The sequence below is a fragment of the Streptomyces sp. NBC_01217 genome (assembly GCF_035994185.1).
Taxonomy (GTDB): Bacteria; Actinomycetota; Actinomycetes; order Streptomycetales; family Streptomycetaceae; genus Streptomyces.
Genome location: NZ_CP108538.1, coordinates 761,612 through 787,421 on the forward strand (window position 1 = coordinate 761,612; position 25,810 = coordinate 787,421).

The window sequence follows — 25,810 nt, forward strand, 5'->3', positions numbered from 1 at the left end:
GCTACGTGATGCGGCGCGTGCGTCGCGACCAGCGCCACAGTTCGTCGGTGCCCCAGACGAGAACGGGGAAGGTCGCGATCAGAGCGACGACATCGAGGGGCAGGGCTGCCGTACCGAAGAGGTCCTGGAGGAACGGCACATAGACGAGTGCCGCGGTGAAGGCCAGCTCGAAGACGATCCCGGCCAGGAGCAGGGGGTTGGTGAACAGGCCGATGTCCCGCAGTGCGGCATGGTCGGTGCGGGCGGCGATCGCAGTGCCGACCTGGCAGGTGACGATCCCGGCGAACGTGGCGGTGGTCGCGGTGATGTACGCGTGGTGCAGCGGAGTTCCGGCGCCGGTCGCGCTGCCGGGGTGCCAGCCCGCCCGCCACAGCACGTAGAAGAAGGCGATCATTACCAGGGCGGCGGAGACCGTGCCGAGCCTGCCCCAGCTGCGCAGCAGCATGGAGCGGGAGATCACACCCTGGGAACTCGGCCGCGGCGGGCGGCTCATGACACCGGGCTCGGCTCGTTCGCGGCCGAGCGCGAGCGCCGGGAGAGTCTCGGTGCCGAGGTCGATGGCAAGGATCTGAAGCACGGTCAGTGGCAGTGGTACGGCACCGGCGGAGAGCGCGAAGACCAGGAAGGGGACGACCTCGGGGGTGAGGTGGGCAAAGATGTAGACGATGAACTTGCGCACGTTGTCGTAGACCCGGCGCCCCGACTCGATGGCGGTGACGATGGTGGCGAAGTTGTCGTCGGTGAGCACCATGGTGGACGCCTCACGGGCGACGTCCGTGCCGGAGCGGCCCATGGCGACACCGATGTGCGCTCGGTGGAGGGCGGGGGCATCGTTGACGCCGTCGCCGGTCATGGCGACGATCTGCCCGTGGGCGCGCAGGGTGTCGGCCACCTTCAGTTTGGTCTCGGGCGAGGAGCGGGCGAAGACGACCTCCGCTTCCTCGTGGACGAGGATCCGATCGAGTTCGTGGTCGCCGATCGCCTCGGACTGCGCGACCACGTGCAGGCTCGGTTTCCCGATGCCGACCTCGCGGGCCACTGCCGCCGCGGTGGCTCCGTTGTCGCCGGTGACGATGTGGACGCGCAGACCGGCCTCGTGGCACCGGCGGACCGCTGCCTCGACCTCGGGCCGTGGCGGGTCGTACAGCCCGACGAGGCCCAGGAGCCGCAGGCCGGTCTCCGCTTCCTGCCGTCGGGCCGGCGGTTCGGACCCCGTGGGCAGCTCACGGACGGCGACGGCGAGTACGCGCATCCCGTCGTGCGCGAGTGCGTCAGCCGCGGCCGATACCGCGGCTGCGCTGCCGTCGGACAGGGAGCGGGACACCGATTCCGGTGCGCCCTTGACGATGACGCGCAGTCCCTGTGCCTCGTCGTCCTGGACCACCGACATCAGGCGCAGCCGTGGATCGAAGCGGAAGAGGGCCCTGCGTTGGGTGTCCCGGCGGTCGAGGTCGACGGGAGCAGCGTGGGCTGCGGCGCCCTCGACCAGGGCGATCTCCGTCGGATCTCCGTGCGTTTCGCCCTCGGCGTCGCGGGTGACGGTGGTGCACAGTGCGCTGGTTCGTACCAGCTCTCCCGCCCAGGGGCCCTCGTCCGTCCCGTGCTCCGGCGTCCACACGGCCTGCAGCCGCATCCGGTTCCGGGTGAGGGTGCCGGTCTTGTCGGTGCAGATGACGTTCGTGGATCCGAGGGTTTCCACGGCGCTCAGACGTTTGATCACCGCCCCTTGGCGGGCGAGCACCCGTACTCCGACGGCGAGCGCGAGGGTGATCGTCGGCAGCAGGCCCTCGGGCACGTTGGCGACGAGCAGGCCGATCGCGAACATGAGGGAGTCGGTCAGCGGCAGCCCCACGGCGACACCGGCCATCAGGAACACCACACCCATGGCGACCGCCACGGCGGCGATGAGCCAGGCCACCTTCTTGACCTGTTTCTCCAGGGGGCTGGGCTCGCGGCGGGTGCGCTGGCTCAGCGCGGCGATGCGTCCGAGTTCCGTGTGGTCACCCGTGGCGAACACGATCGCCCGGGCCTGGCCCTCCGTGCATGTGGTGCCGCTGAAGACGAGGTTGGGTTCCTGCAGCAGCGGTGCTCCGGCTAGTCCGGGACCTGCGAGGCGTTCGGCGGGGGTGGACTCGCCGGTCAGCATCGACAGGTCGACCTCGATGCCTCCGTCGGCCAGACGTGCGTCGGCGGGGACTCTGGCGCCCTCTTCGAGAACGACCAGGTCGCCCGGCACCAGTTCCCTCGCCTCCACTGGCGAAGGGCGGCCGTCCCGGATCACCAGGGCCTGCTGGGGCAGGTACTTCGCCAGGGTCTCCACCGCCTGTTCGGCCTGCCGTTCCTGAAGGAGCGCGAACCCGGCGTTGAGAAGGACGACGGCTACGATGGCCCAGCCGAGCACCGGGATGCCCGCGACGAACGCCAGCGCCGCGGCCGCCCAGAGCAGCAGGGCGAGCGGATGGACCAGCTGCCGGACGAGTTCACGCCCCAGGGACGTCCTCGCCCTGCGGCGGACCTCGTTGGGGCCGTACACGGCGAGGCGGCGGGCCGCCTCGCGTGCCGAGAGGCCACGCGCCCCGGTGCCGAGTTCGCGCCGCAGCAACGGCAGGGGCTCCAGCGGGTCCGGGCTCAGCAGCGGTCCTCGGTCGGTGGTACGGGGGGAAGGGCCGTCCTCGGTCATCATCGGCTCCCGTCCCGGCGCGGTCGGCCGGTCGTCACGGCTCGCCGTGACCGTCGGTGAGGATGCCGTCCCCGTACCCTGCCCCGGCTCCCTCGGCGGTGATGGGGATGTCCTTCACCGGGTCAGTCCCAGGAGGCTCGGCGCGCAGTGTGTACTGCGCCTGTACTTCATCCGGATCCCGGACATGGTGTCCTCCGTTTCCGGCGCCCAGGCGGCGCCTTTCTGCTCCGCGGTCCTTCTCAGGTTCGGTCGATCGGCGTCGGACCCTCCTGGGGCTGCCGGGTTCCGGACGGGGCCGTTCGGTCCTCCTCCTCCAGGTTGAGTTCGGCGATCGCCACGTGCTGCTTGACCGCGGCGAAGCTGTCCGGTGCCACCGAGATCGAGTCGATGCCGGTCTTCACCAGGAATTCCGTGAAGGCGGGGTCGTCGCTGGGGCGCTGGCCGCAGAGGCCGACCGTGCGGCCGGCAAACTGGGCGCGCGGGACGAGGCTCCGGATGCTGCGCGTGATCGCCGGGTCGGTCTCGTCGAAGACATCGGCAAGGGCTTCGGAGTCACGGTCGACGCCCAGCGTGAGCTGGGTCAGGTCATTGCTCCCGATGGAGAACCCGTCGAAGCGCTCGGCGAAGTCCTCGGCCAGGATGACGTTGGAGGGGATCTCCGCCATGACGTACACCTTGAGGCCTCGCTCGCCCCGGCGCAGTCCCTGCTCGGCCATGACGTCCAGTACCCGGTCGGCCTCTTCGAGGGTGCGGCAGAAGGGAATCATGACGATGACGTTCGTCAGGCCCATCTCGTCGCGAACCCGGCGCAGTGCCCGGCATTCCAGGGCGAATCCCTCGCGGTAGCCGTCGCTGTAGTAGCGGCTCGCGCCGCGCCAGCCGATCATGGGATTTGCCTCGACCGGTTCGAAGGGGCTGCCTCCGAGCAGTCGCGCGTACTCGTTGGTCTTGAAGTCGCTGGTCCGTACGACGACGGGGTCGGGCCAGCGGGATGCGGCGATGCGGGCCACGCCGTAGGCCAGTCGGTCGACGAAGTACTGGCTGCGGTCGAGGTGGCCCTCGGTGAGCTGGTCGATGACGCAGCGGTCGTGCCGGCTCAGCCGCTCGGGGTGCAGCAGCGCCATGGGGTGGGCCTTCACCTGGTGGGCGACGATAAACTCCAGTCGCACAAGCCCTACGCCGTCGGCGGGCAGGCGCCACCAGCGGAAGGCGGCGGACGGGTCGGCGAGATTGAGCATCACCCGGGTCCGGGTGGCGGGGAGCCCGGCGAGATCCGTCTCGTGCTCCTCGTAGTCCAGCAGCCCCGCGTAGACCTGGCCGCGGGCGCCCTCGGCGCAGGAGACGGTCGTGTCCTGTCCGCTGTGCAGCACCTCGGTGGCCCGGCCGGTGCCGACGACGGCGGGGACGCCGAGTTCGCGGCTGACGATGGCGGCGTGCGAGGTCCGGCCGCCGTGGTCGGTGACGATCGCGGATGCGCGCTTCATGACCGGTTCCCAGTCCGGGTCGGTGATGCCGGTGACGAGCACCCCTCCGGTCGGGAAGCGGTCGAGGTCCACCGGCGAGTCGAGGACGACGACCGGGCCCGAGCCGATGGCCTCGCCCACCGCGATGCCCTCGACGATGCTCTGCCCCGGAGTGCCGGTCAGGCGGCAGCGGCGCAGCGTCGTCGTACGGCGGCGGGACTGCACGGTTTCGGGGCGGGCCTGGACCACCGCCAGCTCTCCTGTCAGGCCGTCCTTGGCCCATTCCAGGTCCATGGGGCATCCGTAATGCTCCTCGACGGTCATCGCCCATTCGGCCAGCAGCCGGACTTCCGCGTCTGTCAGGACACGTCGTGAGCGCTCCTCGCCGGTAGTGTCGACGGTCCGGGTGAGTCCGTGCTCCGCATAGACGGCTTTCTTCCGCTTGGCTCCGATCCGTACGTCGATCACGGGATCCGGTGCCCGGTCCTTCAGGCTCGGCTTGAAGACCGTGTGCTCGTCGGGGTCGACCCGGCCGCTGACGACGGTCTCGCCCAGTCCCCAGGCCGCGCTGACCACTATGACCTCGGGGAAGCCGCTCTCCGGGTCGAGGGTGAAGATCACGCCGGCGCCCGCGAGGTCCGAGCGGACCATGATCTGGACGCCGACGGAGAGAGCGACCGAGAGGTGGTCGAAGCCCATCCGCTCCCGGTAGTCGATCGCGCGGTCGGTGAACAGCGAGGCATAGCAGCGGTGGCAGGACAGCAACAGCTGGGCAGGCCCGCGGACGTTGAGGTAGGTCTCCTGCTGGCCGGCGAAACTCGCCTCGGGCAGGTCCTCGGCGGTGGCGCTGCTTCGCACGGCGACCTCGGGATCGTCACGGCCCTGGTCGCGCGCGAGCTGCTCGTACGCGGCGACGAGCTCGCTGCGCAGCCCGGCCGGCAGCGGCTCGGCCAGGATCATCGACCGGATCGCCGCCCCCGCCTCGTCCAGTGCGGCCCCGTCGTGCAGGTGTCCGATCTGTGCTTCGATCCGCGCGCGCAGTCCGTGGCCGTCGAGCAGCTCCCCGTACGCGTCCGCCGTCGTCGCGAATCCGGGAGGCACCCGCACGCCCGCGGTTGCCAGATGTGCGGTCATCTCCCCCAGGGAGGCGTTCTTGCCACCCACCCGTCCGACATCCTGTCGGCCGAGCTCTGCGAACGGTACGACGTGTCGAGTGGTTGCCATGATGTCCTCCGCCGTATGTGCGGTGTCCGCGGGCTTCAGTAGGGCATCGGCCGGCCGGAGGGGGTACGCAGATCCAGCTGCGGGGCCTTGCGCGGCCGGCTCGGCCGGATCCGGATCCGAATGCGCTGCATCGTTGTCACCCTTTCGGAGGCGGAGCCCCTTACGGGAGGCAGAGCCTTTTTACGGGGAGCGGAGCCTTCTTTCGCGAGGCGGAGCCCGGAAAAGCACGTCCATCGGTCACGTTCACGGCTGAGCCGGGACGGTGATCTCGTTGTGCTGCGGTCCCCCCAGCACCACCTTGAGCGCACCGGTTTCCCCGGCGCGGGAGAAGACGTCATAGGCCTCCTCCATCTGCCCCAGTTCGAAGCGGTGGGTGATCAGACGGGACGAAGGAAGCCGCCCGGCGGCCAGCATGCGCAGCAGCATGGGCGTGGAGCAGGTGTCGACCAGCCCCGTGGTGATGGTGATGTCCTTGGCCCACAGGTCTTCGAGGTGCAGCGTCACCGGCTTGCCATGGACACCGATGTTCGCGACGTGGCCCCCGGGCCGGACCATGCGCGTACACATCTCGAAGGTCTCGGGCACACCGACGGCCTCCATGACGACATCGGCGCCGAGCCCCTCGGTGAGGTCCTCGACGAGCCGTTCGGGTTCCTCGGCCGCGTTCACCGTCGCATCCGCGCCCAGGGAGCGCGCGGCGGCCAGCCGGGACTCGGCGAGGTCGACGGCGATGACACGTCCCGGGCTGTAGAGGGCCGTGCCGAGGACGGCGGCGAGCCCGATGGGGCCTGCGCCCACCACGACGACCGTGTCGCCGGGCCGTACGCCGCCGTTCAGGACGCCGACCTCGTAGGAGGTCGGGAAGATGTCGGCGAGCAGTACGCCGTCGTGGCTCTGGACGGAGGCCGGCAGGGAGTGCACGGACAGGTCGGCGAAGGGGACCCGTACGTATTCCGCCTGGGTGCCGTCGATGGTGTGGCCGAGCACCCAGCCGCCACCGCCACGGCACTGGCCGTAGCGGCCCTCACGGCAGAAGCGGCACCGGCCGCACGCGGAAATGCACGAGATCAGGACACGGTCGCCGGGGCGGACCGTACGGACGTCGGCCCCGGTCTCGACCACGGTGCCGACGGCTTCGTGCCCCAGCACCCGGCCGGGAGTCACCTCGGGCACGTCGCCCTTGACGATGTGCAGGTCGGTACCGCAGATGGTGACGACGTCGACGCGCACGACGGCATCGGCGGCGTCCTTCACCTCGGGGTCCGCAACGTCCTGCCAAGCGGTCTGCCCCGGGCCCTGGAAAACGAGTGCCTTCACGATGTCGCCCCTCTTCGTGCTGTCCGCTCCGGTGAGGTTCCCCCCAGGCTGCCCCGGCGCAGGCCCGTCGCGCATGGGCCGGTCGGTCCCCGCCCGGACCTGTCGGGCCCATCCCGCCCGGGCTCCGGGGGTGTGACCGTGAAGACGGTTGCCCGCACCGAAGGAAGGCCCGGGGAAGCTGTGCTGGTCCGCTGACGGGGGCAGTCGGCCGCTCGCCCACACCCACCGAGGAACCTGCCATGACCTCCGCCCGGTACACCGTCGACGACGTCATGACGAAGACCGTCGTCACCGTCACCCCCGACACGGAATTCAAGGAGATCGCTGCCGCCATGGAGCGGTGCAAGGTCAGCGCCGTGCCCGTCGTCGAAGGCGGGGGCCGCGTCGTCGGCGTCGTCTCCGAGGCCGACCTGCTGCCGAAGGAGGAGTTCCACGAGCGCGGGCCCGGCATGATCGAGGACATGCGCCGCCTGGACGACACCGCGAAGGCGGGCTCGGTCCGGGCCGAGGAGCTGATGACGAGTCCCGCCGTCACGGTGCGGCCCGACACGCTCCTGCCGCAGGCCGCCCGGCTCATGGCCGCTCTGCGCGTCAAACGCCTCCCGGTCGTCGACGCCGACGGCGGCCTCAAGGGCATCGTCAGCCGCGCCGATCTCCTCAAGGTCTTCCTGCGCTCCGACGACGAGCTCGCCGCCGAGATACGCCGCGAGGTCGTCAACCGGCTGTTCCCCGCCTCGCACCGGGACGTGAATGTCAGCGTCACCCGGGGAGTGGCCACCCTCACCGGCCGCGTACGCGACCCCGCTCTCGTTCCCGTCGCCGCCCGGCTGGCTCAGTCCGTGGAGGGTGTGGTCGGCGTGGACTGCCGGATCGAAGGCCCGGCACCCGCCTGAGCCCGGAAACGGACGCACCGCCGGCGAGGACAGCCCGTCAGCGCCGCCGAGGAGCCCATCCGGTCCGGATGAGGGACGAACGGCCCCTGCGTACGTGACAGCGGTCCGCGCCATGCTGAATTCACCGGCCATTCCATTGCCGTATGCACCGAGGCAGGGGGCCGACCGAGCAGGAAAGGCGGTGGGAGCGATGCAGTTCCCGGTGGTCGTCGGAGTGGACGGATCAATGGGCAGTCTGCGCGCCCTGGACTGGGCGGCGCAGGAGGCGGCGCGCTCACGGCTTCCTCTGCGCGTCGTCCACGCCTCGTTGTGGGAACGCTACGAGGGCATGCGTCCCACCTTCGACACCGAGCGTCCCGCCGAGCAGATCCTCGCCGAACATCTCGTCGCGTCCGCTCAGGAGCGCGCGCACCGCCTGCATGCGGAGGTGAGCGTGGTCGCCGACATACAGCCCGAGGACCCGGTCAACGCACTGGTGCACGAGAGCCAGGAGGCGGCCCTCGTCGTCGTCGGATCCCGTGGCCGCGGCCGGATCGCTGGGATGCTCCTCGGGTCCGTCGGCCTCGCTCTCGCGGGCCGGTCCCGCTGCCCGGTGGTGGTGGTCCCGGCGACCGTGCCGGACGTTCAGCCGAAGCCGGGCCGCGTCGTCGTCGGGATCGGCGACGCCCCGGGACCGTCGGCGGCCGCCCGATTCGCATTCGACCGGGCGGCATCGCGCCACGGCGAACTGGTCGCCGTACGGGCCTGGCGCTGCCCCGTCCACGAAACCGCGGATCATCCGCTTCTCGCGGACTCCCCGGCCTCCGCACACCGTCAACGGGCCGAGGAGCACCTCGAAAACGTCCTGGCGGTACTGGAGCGGACCGGCGCCGAAGCCGCTGTCCAACGCTCGGTGGTGCAGGGACCTGTGCACCAGATACTGATCGAGGCCGCCGTCGGCGCGGAACTCCTGGTCGTCGGCGCACACCGCGCGGGGGGACCCCGCGGGCTGCTCATAGGCCCGGTGAACCACGCGGTGCTGCACTACGCCCCCTGTCCCGTGGCCGTGGTCCCGGACACCCGCTGAGCGGGACTCAGGCGTGAGGAACGAGGACGACCGGGCAGTGCGCATGGTGCAGGACGGCATGGGTCACACTGCCGAGCGGAGAGCCGACGGGGTGGGTACGCCGACGGGATCCGATGACGATCATGTCCACCTCGGCGGTCGCCGCCACCAGCACCTCGGAGACGGATCCGGCACGGACGACGCGCTCGGTCACCGTGAGGTCCGGGAACTCCTTGCGCACGGGCTCGACGAGCCGGGCGGTCGCCGCCGTCTGATCTGCGGCAAGCCGGTCCGCATCCTCGAACATCGTCGCCATGCTGCCGACGTTCGCCAGGAAGACCCAGGCACTGAGCACCCGCAGTGCGCCGCCGTTGTGCTCGGCCAGCTGGGCGGCAAGGCGGAGTGTCTCCTGGTCACGCTCGTCCCGTGCGGCGGCCAGGACGACACCTGCCGGTTCGCGGTCGGCGCCGCCGGGGACGACGACAACGGGAACCGGGGAGCGCGCTGCCACCCCGAGCGAGACCGAACCGACCAGCAGGGACACGAATCCGCCGCGCCCACGGGAGCCCACGACGATCGTGGCATCGGGGTCGGCTTCGCCGAGCAGGCATTCAGTCGCCCCGTTCTCGCACAGGGTCGTCGTCACCCGGACGGCGGGAGCGAGCCGGCGTGCGAGTGCGGCAGCCTCTTCCAGCACGTCTTCCGCCAGGCCGTCGACCTCCTGGATGTCCTCCTGGGAAAGGTACGGACTTCCGTGGCTCGTCTCGGTGGCGTACACGATCCGCAGCGGCCGGCCGCTGGCGGCGGCCTCACCCGCCGCCCACCGCAGGGCCCGCGTCGCGTGATCGGAACCATCGGTGCCGACCACGACCGGTCCCGTCGTGGTCACGCTCGATCCAGTGCCGCTCATGGTCCCTCCTTGAAGGCTGTGGTGCGTCGCAGGGGTTCGGGAAGGGGCGCGTGCCACCATCCTGTACGCCCGCCCGGCCCGCGGCTTGGGCTGACCGGGCCGGGAGACCGGGCCGGTCGGCCCGGACCGGGGCCCCTGCGGCCTGACCGGTCCGGGGCCGGGGGCCGTCCGGCCCTGGGCGCCGCTTCTGCATGGACCCACGATGATGAGGGGATGGGGCCGCGCGACCCCTCGACGGCGAGGAGGGCACCATGAGCGAGGAGACGGGGTTCTCGGAGAGGAACCCGATCCGCGTGTTCCTGCTCGACGACCACGAGGTGGTCAGGCGGGGGGTGCAGGATCTGCTCGACGCGGAACCCGACATCCAGGTCGTCGGCGACGCCGGCACGGCCGATCACGCGCTGGCCCGTGGCCCGGCCCTCCGCCCCGACGTCGCGATTCTCGATGTGCGGCTGCCGGACGGCGACGGAATCACCGTCTGCCGTGAACTGCGCTCACGGATGCCGGACCTGGCCTGTCTGATGCTCACGTCCTTCGACGACGACGAAGCGCTGCTCGACGCCATCATGGCCGGTGCGGCAGGCTACGTACTCAAGGAGATCAAGGGTTCGGACCTCGTCGCCGCCGTCCGCGTACTGGCTGCCGGGCGCTCGACCCTCGACCCGGCGACCACGGCACGGCTGATGAACAGCTTGCGCGAGGAAGGATCCGGCACCGAACCCGAGGCTGACGACGCCCTGTCGGCGCTGTCCTCGCGGGAGAAGGACGTCCTCGCCCTGATCGGTGAAGGACTCACCAACAGCCAGATCGGCAAGCGCCTGTATCTGTCGGAGAAGACGGTCAAGAACCATATTTCGCGTCTGCTGGCCAAACTGGGGGTCGAGCGCCGCATCCAGGCGGCCGTGATCGCCGCGCACGCCACGGAGTCCTCCCCGCCCTGTGCCGGACGGCGCCAGATGTGACCGTACGGTCCTCGAAGCCCGCTGCGGCAATCAGGAAAGCCGCAGCGGAACACGCCAGCTCAGCCGGGTGCCACCGTGCGCCGACGCACCCACGGCCATCTCGCCGCCGAGCTTCTCCGCGCGCCGTGCGAGGTTGTCGAGCCCGCTCCGGGATCCGCCGTGCACGGGCATGCCCACACCGTTGTCGGACACCACGAGTTCCAGCGCCCCCTCACCCACCACCAGGGAGATGTCCACCGCCGTCGCCCGTGCATGGCGGGTGACGTTGCTCAGCGACTCTCCGAGGACCGTGATCACCTGATCGGCGATCTCGGCCGGCACATCCGTGTCGATCAGCCCTCCCATCCGCAGGGACGGCTGAAAGCCCAGGGACCGGGCGGCCTGCTCGACCGTGGTCACCGTGCGGGCTCGCAGCCCCTGGCCGGCCCGGCCCGACTCACGGGCGCGGAGGCCGAAGATGGTGGACCGGATGATCTTGATGGTCTCGTCCAGATCGTCCACCGCGCGGAGCAGCCGCTCGCTGGCCTGTGGCAGTTCAACCAGCCGCACCACGCTCTGGAGCGTCATTCCGGTGGCGAACAGCCGTTGAATGGCGAGGTCGTGCAGATCCCGGGCGATGCGGTCCCGGTCCTCCAGCAGGGCGAGCTGCTTGGCCGACTCGCGCCGTTCGGTGAGCTCCATCGCCAGGGCCGCCTGCCCGGCGAACGCCAGCAGGGGCGCGGTCTCCGAATCGGTGAAAGCGGGGCACTCCCGCACCCGGGCCAGCAGCAGCACCCCGCGGGGGTTCTTCCCCGTCGCCATCGGAACCGCTACGGCCGGGCCGAGGCCCGTCCACCCCGAGGTCCCTTCGGTGAATCTCGGATCGTGTGCGGCATCGAAGCTGGTGATCGGCTCACCCGCGTCGAGAGCCGCGCCGGCGAACGATCCCGCTCGTGACAGAACCAGACCGCGATGCGTCTCGGCGTCCACGCCCGACGCCAGTGCCACCCGGAGGGACTTCGCCCCGGCCGGAAGTACCAGAACGCCGAGATCCGCGGCGAGAATGCGCAAGGAGTGATCGACGATCATCTGCAGGACGTGCGCCTCGTCCGCACCGCTCAGCAGGGCCGCGACGATCTCGCTGTTCGCTGCCTGCCAGCGCTGACGGTCGCGCGTCTCCGCGTACAGACGGGCGTTCTCGATGGCCACTCCGGCGGCCACCGCGAGCGTCGACAGCACGGTCTCGTCCTCGGAGTCGAATGCGCGGCCTCCCCGTTTCTCGGTGAGATACAGATTGCCGAACACTTCGTCGCGGACCCGGATGGGAACCCCGAGGAACGAGTGCATCGGAGGGTGATTCGGCGGAAACCCGTAGGACGACGGATGTTCGCAGAGCTCCGCGAGGCGCAACGGTTCGGGGTGGCGGATCAGCTCACCGAGGATGCCGTGCCCTTCGGGCAGCGGGCCGATGGCCTCGCGCTTCTCCTTCGTGATTCCCACCGGCAGGAACTGCGTGAGCCGGGTTCCCTCGCCGACCACTCCCAGGGCCCCGTACTCGGCATCGACCACGACGACCGCGGCCTCGACGATCCGGCGCAGCACCTGGGGCAGGTCGAGCCCCCGGCCCACCGACATGACGGCGTCCAGCAGCAGGGCCGTCTCAGGGCCGCGCTTCACCACATCGAGGCGCCCCTGGAGGTCCTGCGGCAACGTGCTGAGCCGCCGACGCTCCTCGCCGCACGGGCCGGTTCCCTTGTCGCCCACGGTGCCTCCGACGTGACCCGCGCGCGGGGCGGCAGGACCACATCTCCACGGTAATGGCCGTACGCCGATCGGCACCCGGTACGCGGCGGCGATCCCCGGTCAGCCGGGGAAGCCGTGCTCGTGCTGACCGGCCCGGAGCCTCGCGCGGGCCGATGGCGGAGGTCGGTGCGAGGCTGGGAGGTGGGGCCGGCAGGGCTTGAGGCGTTCTGTGAACCGTGAACCGTGGGAGGACAGCCCATGAGATGCACGACGCGAAACGGCGTGACCAAGGCCTCGTCCGTGTTGCTCGTGGTGGCTGCTCTGACCGGCAGCCTGCTGGCGGGCGCCGGTTCCGGGGCAGCGGCACAGGGGGCAGCCTCGCGGCGGGTCCCGGTCGCTCCGTGCACGAACGACCGGCTCGTCGCGGACGGCGCGCAGCGGGTGGGGTCGAGCCAGGTACGGATCACCGTCAGCAACGAGGGGCCGACGCCGTGTGTGCTGATGGGCTTTCCCACTGTGGCTCTCGCGGGTCAGGGTCCGCCCGACAGGAACAAACCCCTCGATGCCGTGCGCCAGGGCACGGCGGAGCCGGTGCGGCTGGCAGTCGGCGGCCGAGCCTCGACGCAGCTCTCCTTCACGCCGGTGCTCGGTGAGGCAGACGGGTACTGCGCCTCCGGTGCCACGCCGTCCATCGCGCCCTCGATCGTGCTGGGTGTCGGGGGCGCAGGACAGCAGCTGGCGCCGGATGACGGCGGCGGCTTCGCGCTCTGCGGCAACAGCGTCCGTGTCACCGCCTTCCGCGCCGCCGGCTCCTGACGCCGTGGCGCGCCGTTGCCGGGCCCGGCCGATCCCGGCCCGTTCCGGAGGTCGGCCTCGGGAACGGGCACAGGACTCAAATGCGTCCGGGGTCGGGTGTCAGCTCCCCGTCGGCTCGAACTCCGAGGTGAACGTCCACGCCCCCGACCCGACTTCGTAGACCGCCGCCCCGTTCTCGACGCCCACCAGCCGCGCGCCGCCGTCGGCCCGGACCCTGCCGGAGGTGGACGGGACGCGGATCTCGGCGGTCGTACCGGCCGGGACCGTGACGTCGAGACGGTACGCCGAGCCGTCGCGCCGCCAGCTCGAACGGGCCGTGCCGTACGGGGTGCGGTAGGAGGCGGCGGCCGAGGTCAGGTCGCCGACGACGGCCGGGGCGATGCGCAGCGCGCGGTAGCCGACCGATCCGGGCTTCTGCTCGATGCCGGCGAGCCGGCTGGTGAACCAGGAGTCGATGGCGCCGAGCATGAAGTGGTTCTGCGACTGGCCCGGGCCGCCGTCCCAGCTCTCGCCGAGACTCGTGTTGCCCGCCAGGACCTGGTAGCCGTAGCTGGGGCTGGTCGTCTGCGTGGCGATCCTGTAGACGATGTCGTCGCGGCCCGCCTCGGACAGGACGCGGATGGCTGCGGGGAGCGAGATCTCGCCGAGGACGAGATGGTGGTCCGCGGCCTGCACCGAGCCGGTGAAGTGGTTCAGCAGCCGGTCCCGTTCGCCCTCGGGGACGGCTCCCATGTCGAGGGCGAGTGCCTCCGCTCCCTGGCCTCCGCCGCCGAAGGTGCCGGTGGCCAAGTCGTAGAACCTGTCCGACAGGGCCTTTGCCGCGGTATCCGCCTTCTCGCGGTAGAGCGCTGCGTCCGCGTCGTCGCCCAGGACCTGGGCGATCCGGCTGAGGCCGTCGACCACACGCCAGTAGCCGTACGTACCGGCGACCGCACGCGGGAACGTGCGGTCCGGGGTGAACCAGTCGCCCAGGCCGTAGTCGAGGATGCCGCCGGACACCTTCTGCTCCAGGAAGGTCAGGTACTGCTTCATCCTGGGGTAGTAGGTGCGCAGCGTCTCCTCGTCGCCGTACGTGGTGTAGAGCTGCCAGGGCACCAGGACGAACGCCCCGCCCCAGTTGGCGTCGTTGCGGTAGGCGCCTGCGAGGTTGACGTAGTCGGGGACGGTGCTCGGGATCAGGCCGTCGGGGGTCTGGGCGTCGGCCATGTCGCGCACGATCTTGCGGAGGTAGGACCGCATGTCGTAGTTCGCGGCCAGGGTGGGGAAGGCGAGCTGGTCCTGCTCCAGCCAGCCGAGCTTCTCGCGGCTGGGGCAGTCGGTGAGCACGCTCATCATGTTGCCCTCGATGGAGCGGCGGATGAGCGAGTGGACGCCGTTGATCAAGTCGTTCGAGCTGGTGAACCCGCCTGCGGAGGTGTTGTCCGCGCGCAGGACCTTGCCGCGCACCGACACGGTCGCGCCGGCCGACAGGCCCTTCAGTTCCAGGTAGCGGAAGCCGTGGTAGCCGAAGCGCGGGTGCCAGGTCTCGGAGGCGCCGCCGCCGCGCGTGGTGTAGCTGTCCCACAGGGGCGCGCCGACGTTGCTGATGGACTGGAAGGCGTGCCCGTCCTTCAGGCTCTCGGCCGGGTGGATGCGCACGGTCGTGCCTGCGGGTGCGGTGACGGTGATCTCGGGCCAGCCGGCGATGTTGCGGCCCAGGTCGAAGACGCGGCTGCCTTCGGCGCCCGCCACCTCGGTGCCCTTCAGCGTCTCGGTCACACGCACCGGCTCGGTCTCGCGGGCGCTGAGCGCCGCGGGTTCCCCGGCGCTGCCGGGGCGGCCGAGCGCGACGGCCGCGGGCCAGGTGGACCGGTCACGGCCGGGCTCGTCCCAGCCGGGGATCTCCCGGCGCGCGTCGTAGTCCTCGCCGCCGTACCAGTTGGACGAGGTCGTAGGGCCGAGCGTGGTGCGCCAGTCGGTGCCGCTGGCGATGCGCCGGACGCTGCCGTCGTCCAGGGTGATCTCCAGTTGGGCGACGAGCTTGGGGTCGCTGATGTTGCCGTACAGCTTGCGGTAGCGGTCGGCGGTGCTCACCACGTTGGACATGCCGTTGCCGAGCGCGACGGCGATGGTGTTCGAGCCGCGCCGCAGCCGGTCGGTGAGGTCGTACGTGGCGTACTGCACCCGGTCGGTGAAGTCGGTGTTGGCGGGCTCCAGCACGGCGCTGGAGACCGGCTCGCCGTTGACGCTCGCGTCGTAGATGCCGAGGCCGGCCATGTAGAGGCGGGCGCTGCGGGTGCCCTTGGGGAGGGTGAAGTCCTTGCTGAACAACGGAAGTCCGGACGGCAGATAGGGCTCGGGCGGCTTCTGGCCGGTCACCTCTGCGGCCTTCGTCCATGGTCCGGCGGCCGCGTCGCCCGTCGAGACGCTGTAGTCGACGGGCAAGTTCGGCACATGGCCGTCGTCGGTGAGGACGTCGGCGCGCGGGTAGAGGAGGACCTGGTCGAAGGACTTGGCCGCCTTGAGGTCCAGGGTGAGCGTGATCGGGGACTGGGACACGTCGGGGCCGGTGTGCGGCGTGCTCGCGTAACCGGCGGCCTGGGCCAGTGCGCTGTTGGTGAGTCCGTCGACGGCGAGGCCGGGTTCCCAGATCTTGCGTACGGTGTTGCTCTCGGAGGCCGTGACGGTTGCGCCCCGGGCGTGGTCGGTGCCCGGGTCCGCCGAGTCGCGGACCTCTATCTCGCCGAGCTGGAGGCGCCAGGCGCGCCCGTCGGGGAAGTACTCGTCGAGCGGCAGTCCCAGCCGGGTGACGTCGAGGCGGACGTAACGGGACGTCGTCTTCGGCAGGTTGACGACGACGGGTTCGACCGTGTGCTCGCTGAGCCGCCAGGCGTCGTTGGTGATCCACTGGGCGGACCAGTCCTCGGGGCGGGTGAGCCCGGTCTCGAAGACGGCGGTGTCGCTCCAGCCGGAGACGCTGCCCGTCCTGCCGGACCAGAGCTGGACGCGCCAGTACACCCGGTCGCGGGAGGCGAGCTCGCGGCCCGCGTAGGTGGCCTGCGGGGTGGTGGAGCGGACCTTGCCGGAGTCCCACAGGTCGGGGCGTCCGTGCTCCAGCTTCTCGCGGCTGGTGGCGGCCTGGATGCGGTAGGCGCTCTGGACGATGTTCCTGCCGTGCCCGGACAGCTGCCAGGTCAGGTCGGGGGTGGTGTCGTCGATGCCGAGGGCGGTGCGCAGGTGCTGGGTCTGCAGTGCGGTGGCCCCGGCGCCGCCGGCCGACGGCGCGGCTCCGGCGGGCACGGCGGAGGGCACCACGGTGACCAGGGCGGTCAGCCCCGTGGCGAGGACGAGAGCGGATCTGGTGGCAAGGCGCTTGGGGGCCTCGGGGTTCATGCGGGTCTCCATACAGGGTGTCAGGCGCGGTGCAGATCGACCGTGAGGGGAAGCCGGGGACGCAGGGCCACGGGGCCCAGCAGGCCGGAGGGCAGCGGCTTCTTGCGCTCGTTGGAGAGGGTGTTGGACACCCGCACGGCGATGTGGTTGGTCCCCGGACGCAGCGCGTCGGTGACGTCCACGACGTACGGGCTCCACAGGGCGGGCGGCAGGACGTTGCCGTTGACCGTCACCTGGGCGACCTCGCGGACCGTGCCGAGGTCCAGGTACAGCCGCCGCCCGTCGAGGACGGCCCGGTCGAGGGTGATGTCCTTGGTGTAGGTGGCGCTGCCGGAGAAGAGCGGGGCGATGTCGCTCCAGCTGCCCAGGGGGCGCACGACGGGCTCCGCGCCGTCCTGGGCGAGTGTCAGGGTCCAGTCGCCGTCGAGGGGAACCGCGGTGAGGGGGTCGCTCACGCGGGCGGTGCCGCGCCATGTGCGGTGTCCGTCGGTGCCGGTCAGGGGCCAGTTGCCGGGTGCCTCCGCGAGGGCCGTCACACGCAGTGCGTCGCGGCGGGAGGTGACGGAGGCGACCGGAAGCGTACCGGCGTCGGTGAGGTGCGGGACCGGCGCGGCCGAGCGGCAGAAGACGATGCCCAGGGTCTCGTAGGGGCCGAGCCGCAGCGGCACCCGCACCCCGTCGCCGGGCCGTTCGGGTGCACGGTGCACCGGTGCGGTCCTGACGGTGCCGGTGGCGGGTTCCCAGAGCTGCGGTGTGCCGCGGGCCGGGAGGGTGGCCCAGGTGTCGACGGGGGTGGCGCTCTCGTTGTTGAAGAGGAAGGCGATGTCCTCGGCGCGTGTGCTGCGCAGCACGCGTACGGCGGGCGCGGCGGGTTCGAGGACCGCGGCGCAGACGCCCGCCTGCCGGGCGGTGGCACCGAGTCCGTCGGCCGCGCTCACCCGCACGGCGTGGCCGTCGCCGGTCCGGCGTGTTCCGGGCGCGCCGGCGAAGAGGTCGTCCAGGGCGCGGCGCAGCGTGGCGTCCCGGCCGTTCGCCTCCAGCTGCGGCAGGTCGCCGACGGCCACGACGGTGCCTCCGGCGCGGGCGAAGCGGGCCAGCGCGCGGACGGTTTCGGCCTCCAGGATCGGCGTCTCGGGGAGCACCACGAGGTCGTAGCGGGCCCGGCCGACGGCGAGCCGGCCGTTCTTGACCGTTCCCGGGCACAGCAGTTCCGGGTCACCGGCGAGCGCGCCCTCGTGGACGAGGTCGAAGTCGACCTGTGCGCTCTCCAGCGCGAAGGCCGCTGTGGCGAAGGCATCGTCCACCTCGCCCTGCCGGTCGGTGCCGGTCAGCTGCTCGGCGGCGCGCTGCGGCTGGATGAGGCCGGTGCGGGCGGCGGAGGTGCCGCGGGCCAGTTCCATCACACGGCCGATCCAGGCGGAGACGGGGCCCATCGCCCACCACCAGGGGGCGCGGGGGCCGAAGGGCGGCGGGAAGAAGACCTTGGTCTCGTCGGTCCACAGTGCGTGGAGCACGGTGAGGTTGATGCCGCGTGTCGCGTACGCGCCGAGCAGCGCGCGCATGAAGTCGGGGGCCACCTGCCAGCCCATGTTGCCGAACGCCTCCATCAGCGCCCGTTCGCGGCCGGTCTGGTGGGCCACCGAGGCGGGGTTGCGCGGGTCCATGGTGGGTTCGCCGGCCACGTACTCGGCGGTGATGCAGTCGCCGCCGGGCACCTGCGCCCACTGGTTGACCTTGTGCAGGTCGCCGGTGGAGGCGATGCGCTTCGAGGGGGCCGTCTCGTCGTAGAGCGGGTTGGTGATGAGCCGGACGCGCCGGTCGCCGTACCAGTGGGCCTGCTTCTCGAAGTACTTGGCGAAGCGGTTGGACACGGCCTGCCAGTAACGGCCGCGCAGGATGCGGCCCGTCTCGCCGAGGTCGTCGTGCAGGCTCGCGTACGCCTTGCCGGGCTCGGCTCCGACCTCGCCCAGCGCGGCGGCGAGCGTGGGCGACCAGGGGAAGCGCTTGAAGGGGTGCGGTCCGGCGGAGGCGATGAACGGCTCGTCGTCCCAGAAGCCGGGTATGACGGTGCCGAAGTAGCGGCCGAAGCGGCGGTGGTACTCGCCGGGGACCATGTCGAGCATCAGCTCGACGGGCTCGTCGTCGAGCAGGTCGAGATAGGCGCGGGTGTATCCGGAGGAGTCGTCGGCAAGGACGTTGCCGCCGAAGAGGTCGATCAGCCAGCGCCCCTCGGGCACCTGCCAGGTGCCGCCGGACTCCAGGTCCGCGGTCAGCTCCACCAGCGCGGAGGCGTCGGTGGCTTCCGCGGGGCGGGCGGCCGCGGCGATGGGCAGGGCGGCGCCCCCGGGTATGGGCCGGGAGTGGAAGTCCCCCGCCGAGGCGGGGTCGTCGAAGGCCGACGCGTAGAGGGACTCGCCGTCCTCGGCGGTGACGCCGAGGTCCTCCCACAGCGCGCGCCGGTCGCCGGTGGCGCGCACTCCGACGCCGCCGCGCGGGTGGGCTCCGTCGGTGACGGTGCCCTTGTCCTTGCCGTCGAGGGTGGCCGACAGTGTGGTGCCGCGTACGGTGACTGCGAGGGTGTGGAACTTGGTGCGGTTGAACCCGTCGGTGCGGGTGCTCTTCGCGAGCTCCTGCACCGTGCCGTCCGTCAGACGGGAGATGGTGACGACGCCGGTCTGGTCGAACTCCACCGCGTACCCGTCGGCGCCGGTTGCGGAGGCACGCACGAGGAGTGCGCCGGTCCCGGTCTCGACCTTGGCGTTGCCCTTCACGACGTAGTCCGTCCAGTCGTCGGAGCCGCGCAGCACGGTGGAGCCGGCGAGGACAGCCGCGTCGGCGACGAGTCGGCCGTCGAGGACGGCGACGCCGGTGGTGTCCAGCAGCTCGACCCCGGCAGGCCCTTCGACGACGGTGGTGGACCGCCACAGGCCCTTCAGCCGCAGTTCGGGGCGCGGGGCGTAGGTGCGGGAGCCGACCGTGCCGCCCAGTGCGACGAGGTTCGCGGCCCGTCCGCTCGGGAAGTGGTTGTCGTTGAACACCCACACCCGCATGCCGGTGCGCTCGGCTTCCTGGAGCACATGTTCCACGACGTCGAACCAGCCCTCGGTGAAGAACGCGGGCTGCATCTCGGCGTTGTCGTACGGGAAGATGACGACCTCGTACATCCCCTTGTCGCGCAGTTCCGCGAGCTGGGTGTCGATCAGGTCGTGGGTGACGGGGCCGTTCCAGTACCAGTAGACGGTGGGGCGGCTGTCGCGGCGGGGGTCGGCGAAGGCGGCGGGGCTGAAGCCCGCGGCGCCCGGTGCGGCGACGGCGGTGCCGAGGGTGGCTCCGCTGCCGAGGGCGGCCGCCGTCATCGCGGCGACGGCGACGAAGTGGCGTCTGGACAGGTCGAATTCAGGCATGGGAGAGATCGCTCCTGACGGGGGAAGGGTGGCTTCAGGCGCCTGCGCGCGCCAGCGCGGCGACATCGGCGGCGGACAGCACACGGTTGACGAGCCGGAAGTCGTCCACGGCTCCGTGCAGGTACGGGTGTGTGACGTTCTGCGAACGCCCCAGGTAGTTGCGGGTGGTCGCGCCGAGCAGCAGGGGGCTCGACACCAGCGCGCTGTTGCGTCCGGCCTCGGCCCCGTCGACGTAGAGCACGCCGGTGCCTCCGCCGGTGCGCCCTTCGGCGCCGCCGGTGAGTGTGACGGCGACATGGGTCCAGATGCCCTGGGGCAGCGCGGCGGAGCCGTCGATGACGTCCTCGCCCTCCATGCCGGCGATCTTCAGGGCGGCGCGGGCGCGGCCGGAGCCGGTGCGCGGGGTGAGGTAGAAATAGGTGCTCTTGTGGTAGCCGAGGTCGAAGACCCGGGCGGAGTTGGCGAGGGTGTCCACCCGGACCCAGGCACTGACCGTCAGTTCGGACAGTCCGGTGATCAGGCCCGGGGGCAGGACTATGTGGCCGTCCACGCCGTCGAGGTCGACCGCGCCTCGTCCGGTGGCCCAGTGCGCGCCTTTGGCCAGGGAGGCGGCCGGGAAGGTGCCCGTGCTGTCGGCCGTGTCTGTCCCGCTGCCCTCGTCGAGGAGGTAGCGGGCGACCTCGCGGGCGGTGCGGGGCCGCGGCGGTGCGGCGAAGTAGACGTTGTAGTGCTGGTGGTGCACACGGTGGAAGGGCAGCAGCGACACCTGGACTCCCTCGGCGCGGGCGGTGAACTCCCCTCGGACCGAGGCGCTTTTCCGTACGGAGGCGGGCTCGATGGCCGGGATCGTGGCCGACTGTGCGGTGCCGTGGGCCCCTGCGAGGACGACCGGCCCGTATGACAGGGCCTTGACGTGCGGGTTGTCCGGGGCGGGCCGCCAGGTCAGGTCCATGGGCAGGGTGATGTCGACGGTGTCGCCGGTGCGCCAGTGCCGGTCCAGGGTGAGGTAGCTGCCGGGGCGTGCTTCGGCCCGCGCCTCCTGGCCTGCGACGGTCACGACGGCCCGGCGGCCGTGACCGCCCTCGCCGAGCCAGCCGGGAATGCGCACCTTCAGTACGAAGCGGCCGCCGCCGTGTACGACGGTGAGGCGGACGCGCTCCGCGTCGGGGTAGCGGGTGTCCTGGCGGAGCGTCACCCCACGCTGCGTCCAGGTGACCTGGGACGGGATGAAGAGGTTGACGTACAGCGTGTCTTCGCGGTGGGCGTAGATGGTGTCCGCGAATTTCGTCTGTGTCTCCAGCGCCGTGCCGTGGTCGCAGGAGAAGTTGTCGTAGTCACTGCTGTAACTGCCGGGCGCGGCGCCGAGCCCGCCCTTCGGCTGCCGCTGCGAGCCCGCCCACAGGCCGGTGTAGTACGTGACGTAGCCGTGCGCGGAGTCGGGGTCCTGTTCGGCGAGCATCTGGTTGAGCAGGGTCCACTCGTAGTGGTCCATGTATGCGGCCGTGCCCGGGTCGTGCAGGAACAGCTGCCGGCCGAGCTTGAGCATGTTGTAGCTGTTGCAGTTCTCGCAGGTGTCCTCGGAGAGCCGGCTGACGATCTCGCCGGGCGGGCCGAAGAGTTCCTGGTTGGAGTTGCCGCCGATGGCGTAGGAGTGGTCTCGGACCACGGTGTGCCAGAAGTGGGAGGCGATGCGCAGATAGCGCTCGTCCCCGGTGGCCTCGTACGTGTGGACCGTGCCCACGATTTTCGCGATCTCGGTGTTCGCGTGCCGGCCGGCGAGTTCGTCCCGGCCCTCGGAAAGGGGTCCGTACAGCTCCTCGTGATCGAAGCGGCGCGCGGCGCGCAGCGCGGTGGGGTCGCCGGTGGCCAGGTGCAGACGGGCGAGCACGTCGTTCATGCCGCCGAACTCGACCTTCAGCACCGACTGCATCGTGTCGTACGGCAGAGCGGCGGTGCGCCGGTCCGCCCAGGCGGCCATGGCGCGGAGCACGTCCAGCGCCTGTGCGTCGCCGGTCAGTTCGTGGCAGTCCAGCAGTCCGGCCATGATCTTGTGGATGGTGTAGTACGGCGCCCAGGGCCTGCCTCCCGACTCCAGCTGGTCGAAGACCTGCTCGGGGAAGGCCGAGAGGTATCCGGGCGAGAAGCCCGCGGCCGGGGACGCCGCCTGGCACTCGGCGAGCACGGCGACGATCCGGCGGGCCTTCGCCGCGTACGCCTCGTCGCCCGTGTTGGCGTGGGCGAGGGCGAGGCCGGACAGCAGATGTCCGGTGGTGTGACCCCTGAGCTGCACGGTCGGTGCCTCCCAGCCGCCGCACGGATCGGCGGTGGAGGGCAGGCCGACGTTGAGGCGGAAGGTGTGCAGCAGCCGGTCGGCGTCGACGTCCAGCAGATAGGCGCAGGTGCGGCGCATATTGGCGCGAAAGGGGCTGTCGAGGAGCGTGACCGACCGCAGCGGGAAGCTTTTCAGTACCGGTCGGCGGGGCTCGTTCGCGGCGGTCGTGGGGACGTTGTGCGGTGTGGCGGTGTCGCCGGTGGTGACGGCGTTCGCGGTGCCGCCGGATCCCATGGTCAAGGCGGCGGTGGCCGCGCCTGTCCCCACCATGAAATGACGACGGGTCAGCGGATGTCCGGGCATCGAGGTGCAGCTCCTTCGAACCTACGGGCAACGTGATTGAAACGTTTCGCAGAGCTGACGGCCACTCTGGGGCCACCATGGCGTCTCGTCAAGACGCCTGCAGTAAGGGAAAATCGACGTACCCCTTGCCTTGGCCCGGCCACGCCCGTATGTTTCCGCCAGTTTTCTTGAATCGTTCAAACCGAGGGAGCACCGAGTGCACGGCGAGAAGACGGCCATGGGCCTGCGGCGAAGAGCACTGCTGAAGATGGGGGCCGCGGCGGGCGCGGTCATGGCTCTGCCCTGGGGCACGGCTGCCGAGGCGGCCGCGGCAACAGGACGGCCCGCAGCGGGCCCGGGAGCGGCCCTTCCCCGCCGCTTCGCCGAGCCGAGCCCCGCGGTCCGCCCCAAGTTCCGCTGGTGGTGGCCCGATGCCCTGGTGGACACCGGCGAGATCGAGCGCGAGATCGACCAGATCGCGGCCGCGGGCTTCGGCGGTGTCGAGATCGCCGCCGTCACGCACAGCCTGAGCGAGCCGGTCGACCCGGCCCTCAACGGCTGGGGCACGCCCGCCTGGGTCCGCGCGGTGGAGGCCGCGCTGCGCCGGGCCGCCAAGCGTGACGTCACCGTCGACCTGACCATCGGGCCCGCGTGGCCCGCCGCCGTCCCGTCGATCACGCCCGACAGCCCGGGCGCCATCAAGGAACTCGCCCACGGCCGCGTCACGGTGACCGCTGGGCAGACCTACACCGGGCCCGTCCCCGAGCCCGGCACCGAGCCGGCCACCGGCGTCACCGCGCGGGAGCTGCTCCTCGTCCAGGCGGTCCGCGTCGCCGAAGGCTCCTCCCCCACCGCACAGCCCGTCCTGCTGGACCGGGGCACCGTCACCGACATCACGGCATCCGTCGAGGACGGCGGCCTCACCTGGGCGGCACCCGAGGACGGCGGCACCTGGCTCGTCATCGCGTACTGGGAACGCGGCTCCGGCCAGCGCCCCGAGGGGCCCGACCACACCGCCCCGGCCGCTTATGTCGTCGATCACTTCGCCGCCTCGGGCACCCGCGCGGTCACCGGCTTCTGGGAGCGGCACATCCTGACCCCGCAGGTGCGCAAGCTGCTGCGCGAGACGGGCGGCGCCCTGTTCGAGGACTCCCTCGAACTGGAGACCGACGAGACGCTGTGGACGCCGGAGTTCCCCGCCGAGTTCGAGAAGCGAACGGGCTACTCGGTGCTGCCGTATCTGGCGACGGTCGTCGAGCGGGACGAGGACCCCGTCTTCGGTTTCGGCCCGGACGTCGACAAGGCGGTCCGCCTCGACGTCCTGGAGGTGTTCACCGACCTGTACGTCGAGAACCACCTCACCCCGCTCCAGGAATGGGCGCACGGTCTCGGACTCCGGCTGCGGGTCCAGCCGTACGGCCCCGGGACGGACTCGATGTACGCGTCCGCGCTCCTCGACATCACCGAGGGCGAGTCGCTCGGGTTCAAGAACCCCGACGACTTCCGCTGCCTGGCCGGCGGACGGGACATGGGCGGCAAGCTCATCCTGTCCGACGAGGCGGGCGCGACGGCGGGCGGCGCCTACGCCACCGCCTGGGACGCGACGCTGAAGAAGCTCGTCATCCAGTACGCGGCGGGGGTCAACCAGGCCGTCTTCCACGGCTTCGGCTACGCCGAGGCGCCCGGCGCGGCCTGGCCCGGCTTCGCCGCGTTCTCGCCGTACCACGGCGGCTCGGGATACGGCGACGCGTGGGGTCCGCGCCAGCCCACCTGGGGCCATGTCCCCGCCATCGCGGGCTATCTGAGCCGTACGCAGCAGATCCTGCAGACCGGCGTCAACCGGGCCGACATAGGCATCCTGCGCCAGCAGGGGCCCGCAGGTACCGGCCTCGGCGCCCCGTGGTTCACCGCGGAAGGGGTTCCGGTCGGCTGGACCCACCTCTTCCTCAGCCCCCGGCTGCTGGAGCTGCCCGCCGCGAAGGTGCGCGGGGGACGGCTGGCTCCGGACGGGCCCGGCTTCAAGGCGCTGGTCTTCGAGGGCGATGTGCTGCGGGGCAAGGAACACACCCTCCAGATCGACGTCGCACAGAAGCTCATCGGTTATGCCAGGGCGGGACTCCCGGTGATCGTCATCGGGAACTGGTCCGACGCCCGGGTACCCGGCCTGCCCGGGCCCGGGGACAACAACCGGCTGCGCGCCCTGCTCGCCGAGCTGACGGCACTGCCGAAGGTGCGCGTCGTCGCGGACCGCCCCGATGTGCCGCAGGCCATCGCCGCGCTCGGCATCCGGCGCGATGTGGAGTACGCGCAGTCCTCGATGCTGGTGCACGCGCACCGGGCGGACGGGGACGCCGACTACTACTTCTTCGCCAACGACGCGGTGTCGAAGAAGGGTTCGAACGGTACGCCCATCAGCCACGACGTCACCCTGGCCGCGCCCCGGCCGGACGCCGTGCCCTACCGCCTCGACGCCTGGACCGGCTCGATCGAGCCGCTGCCCCTGTACTCGCGCACCGACGACGGCCGGATCCGGCTGCGTGTCTCCCTGGAGCCGGGCGCGACCACGGTCATCGCCCTGGTCCGGCCCGGCGCATGGGATGGCGCGGGGGTCGGCGCAGGGCTCGGCGTCTCCCACCGGTACGCGACGGACAGCGAGGCCGAGGCGGTGCGCCGGGGCGCGGGCGGCCGTCTGGAGATCCGCGACACGCGTGCGGGCACCTTCCGTACGACGCTCCAGGACCGCGGGACCACCCGCACGGTCACCACCACCCTCGGCGGGCTGCCCGAGCCGATGCCGCTCACCCACTGGGAACTCACGGTCGAGGACTGGCAGCCGGGCACGCGACCGTCGCAGACGGTGAAGGAGCGCCGCGAGCTGGTGCTGGACGGCCTGCGGGCCTGGCCGGAGATCCCCGAGCTGCTGGACTCCTCCGGGGTCGGCCGCTACCGCACGACCGTGCACCTCGACGCTCCCTGGACCGGCGGTTACGGCGCCCATCTCGAACTCGGCGAGGTCTTCGACACCTTCCGCGTCACGGTCAACGGCCATCGCCTCCCGCCTGCCGACCAGTTGACTCCGAAGATCGACCTCGCCCCGCACCTGCGGCGCGGCTCCAACACCATCGAGGTCGAGGTCGCCACCACGCTGCTCAACCGCCTGCGGGTGGCCAACGCCCCCGTATTCGGCGGAGCCAAGCGGCAGAACTACGGCCTGGTGGGCCCGGTACGGCTGGTTCCGTACGGGAGGGCGGCACTGGAGCGCTGACGGTAGGGCGCACCGAACGCCTGAGGCCGCTCGGTGCGCCGCATGCCCGAGGGGCCCGCGCGACCTACCGCGCGGGCCCCTCGGGCGTACGTATGTGGCTCCGGGAAACAGGTGTGGACCGGC

The 25,810-nt window shown here is 71.4% G+C and carries 13 protein-coding genes; 5 read left to right on the forward strand and 8 right to left on the reverse strand.

The genetic code is table 11. The annotated features are described in order from the left end of the window. Position 1: 1 nt before the first annotated feature. The 3 genes from OG507_RS03145 to OG507_RS03155 all read right to left on the reverse strand — a co-directional run bounded on the left by OG507_RS03145 (position 2) and on the right by OG507_RS03155 (position 6,684). Positions 2-2,683 carry a cation-translocating P-type ATPase gene (locus tag OG507_RS03145; protein ID WP_327365571.1) on the reverse strand — a complete coding sequence of 894 codons (2,682 nt, stop codon included), beginning with the start codon at positions 2,681-2,683 and terminating at the stop codon, positions 2-4. A 236-nt stretch (positions 2,684-2,919) separates the two neighbouring features. Further along, positions 2,920-5,367, reverse strand: a complete 2,448-nt coding sequence (gene ppsA / locus OG507_RS03150; RefSeq protein ID WP_327365572.1) for a phosphoenolpyruvate synthase — start codon at positions 5,365-5,367, stop codon at positions 2,920-2,922. Positions 5,368-5,610: 243 nt separating this feature from the next. Further along, positions 5,611-6,684 (reverse strand): zinc-dependent alcohol dehydrogenase family protein, encoded by a 1,074-nt coding sequence (locus OG507_RS03155; protein WP_327365573.1) that lies wholly within the window; start codon positions 6,682-6,684, stop codon positions 5,611-5,613. Positions 6,685-6,923: 239 nt separating this feature from the next. On the opposite strand from OG507_RS03155, the gene OG507_RS03160 reads away from it, so the two are divergent. After that, the gene (locus OG507_RS03160; protein WP_327365574.1) at positions 6,924-7,577 is read left to right on the forward strand and encodes a CBS domain-containing protein; all 654 of its coding nucleotides are present in this window, start codon (positions 6,924-6,926) and stop codon (positions 7,575-7,577) included. A gap of 190 nt (positions 7,578-7,767) precedes the next feature. Next, positions 7,768-8,643 carry a universal stress protein gene (locus OG507_RS03165; RefSeq protein ID WP_327371847.1) on the forward strand — a complete coding sequence of 292 codons (876 nt, stop codon included), beginning with the start codon at positions 7,768-7,770 and terminating at the stop codon, positions 8,641-8,643. Positions 8,644-8,650: 7 nt separating this feature from the next. Here the strand turns inward: OG507_RS03165 and OG507_RS03170 are convergent, their stop codons facing one another. Then, the gene (locus tag OG507_RS03170; RefSeq protein ID WP_327365575.1) at positions 8,651-9,532 is read right to left on the reverse strand and encodes a universal stress protein; all 882 of its coding nucleotides are present in this window, start codon (positions 9,530-9,532) and stop codon (positions 8,651-8,653) included. A 251-nt stretch (positions 9,533-9,783) separates the two neighbouring features. On the opposite strand from OG507_RS03170, the gene OG507_RS03175 reads away from it, so the two are divergent. Further along, positions 9,784-10,494 (forward strand): response regulator transcription factor, encoded by a 711-nt coding sequence (locus tag OG507_RS03175; RefSeq protein WP_327365576.1) that lies wholly within the window; start codon positions 9,784-9,786, stop codon positions 10,492-10,494. A 30-nt stretch (positions 10,495-10,524) separates the two neighbouring features. On the opposite strand, the gene OG507_RS03180 is transcribed toward OG507_RS03175, so the two are convergent. After that, the gene (locus tag OG507_RS03180) at positions 10,525-12,237 is read right to left on the reverse strand and encodes a sensor histidine kinase (RefSeq protein WP_442810933.1); all 1,713 of its coding nucleotides are present in this window, start codon (positions 12,235-12,237) and stop codon (positions 10,525-10,527) included. 237 nt (positions 12,238-12,474) lie between these two features. Between OG507_RS03180 and OG507_RS03185 the strand changes: the two genes are divergently transcribed. Continuing rightward, complete coding sequence (locus tag OG507_RS03185; RefSeq protein ID WP_327365577.1) at positions 12,475-13,032, forward strand: DUF4232 domain-containing protein; 558 nt, start codon at positions 12,475-12,477, stop codon at positions 13,030-13,032. Positions 13,033-13,131: 99 nt separating this feature from the next. Here OG507_RS03185 and OG507_RS03190 read toward each other — a convergent pair whose 3' ends face one another. Genes OG507_RS03190 through OG507_RS03200 form a run of 3 tightly spaced genes read right to left on the reverse strand, consistent with a single transcriptional unit; the run spans position 13,132 to position 22,443 of the window. After that, positions 13,132-16,404 (reverse strand): family 78 glycoside hydrolase catalytic domain, encoded by a 3,273-nt coding sequence (locus tag OG507_RS03190; RefSeq protein WP_327365578.1) that lies wholly within the window; start codon positions 16,402-16,404, stop codon positions 13,132-13,134. 20 nt (positions 16,405-16,424) lie between these two features. Beyond that, entirely contained in the window at positions 16,425-19,808 is a 3,384-nt protein-coding gene (locus OG507_RS03195; RefSeq protein WP_327365579.1) for a glycosylhydrolase-like jelly roll fold domain-containing protein, read from the reverse strand. A gap of 34 nt (positions 19,809-19,842) precedes the next feature. Then, positions 19,843-22,443 (reverse strand): beta-L-arabinofuranosidase domain-containing protein, encoded by a 2,601-nt coding sequence (locus tag OG507_RS03200; RefSeq protein ID WP_327365580.1) that lies wholly within the window; start codon positions 22,441-22,443, stop codon positions 19,843-19,845. A gap of 196 nt (positions 22,444-22,639) precedes the next feature. Between OG507_RS03200 and OG507_RS03205 the strand changes: the two genes are divergently transcribed. After that, on the forward strand, positions 22,640-25,687 hold the full coding sequence (locus OG507_RS03205) for a glycosyl hydrolase (RefSeq protein ID WP_327365581.1): 3,048 nt from the start codon (positions 22,640-22,642) through the stop codon (positions 25,685-25,687). Positions 25,688-25,810: the final 123 nt, after the last annotated feature.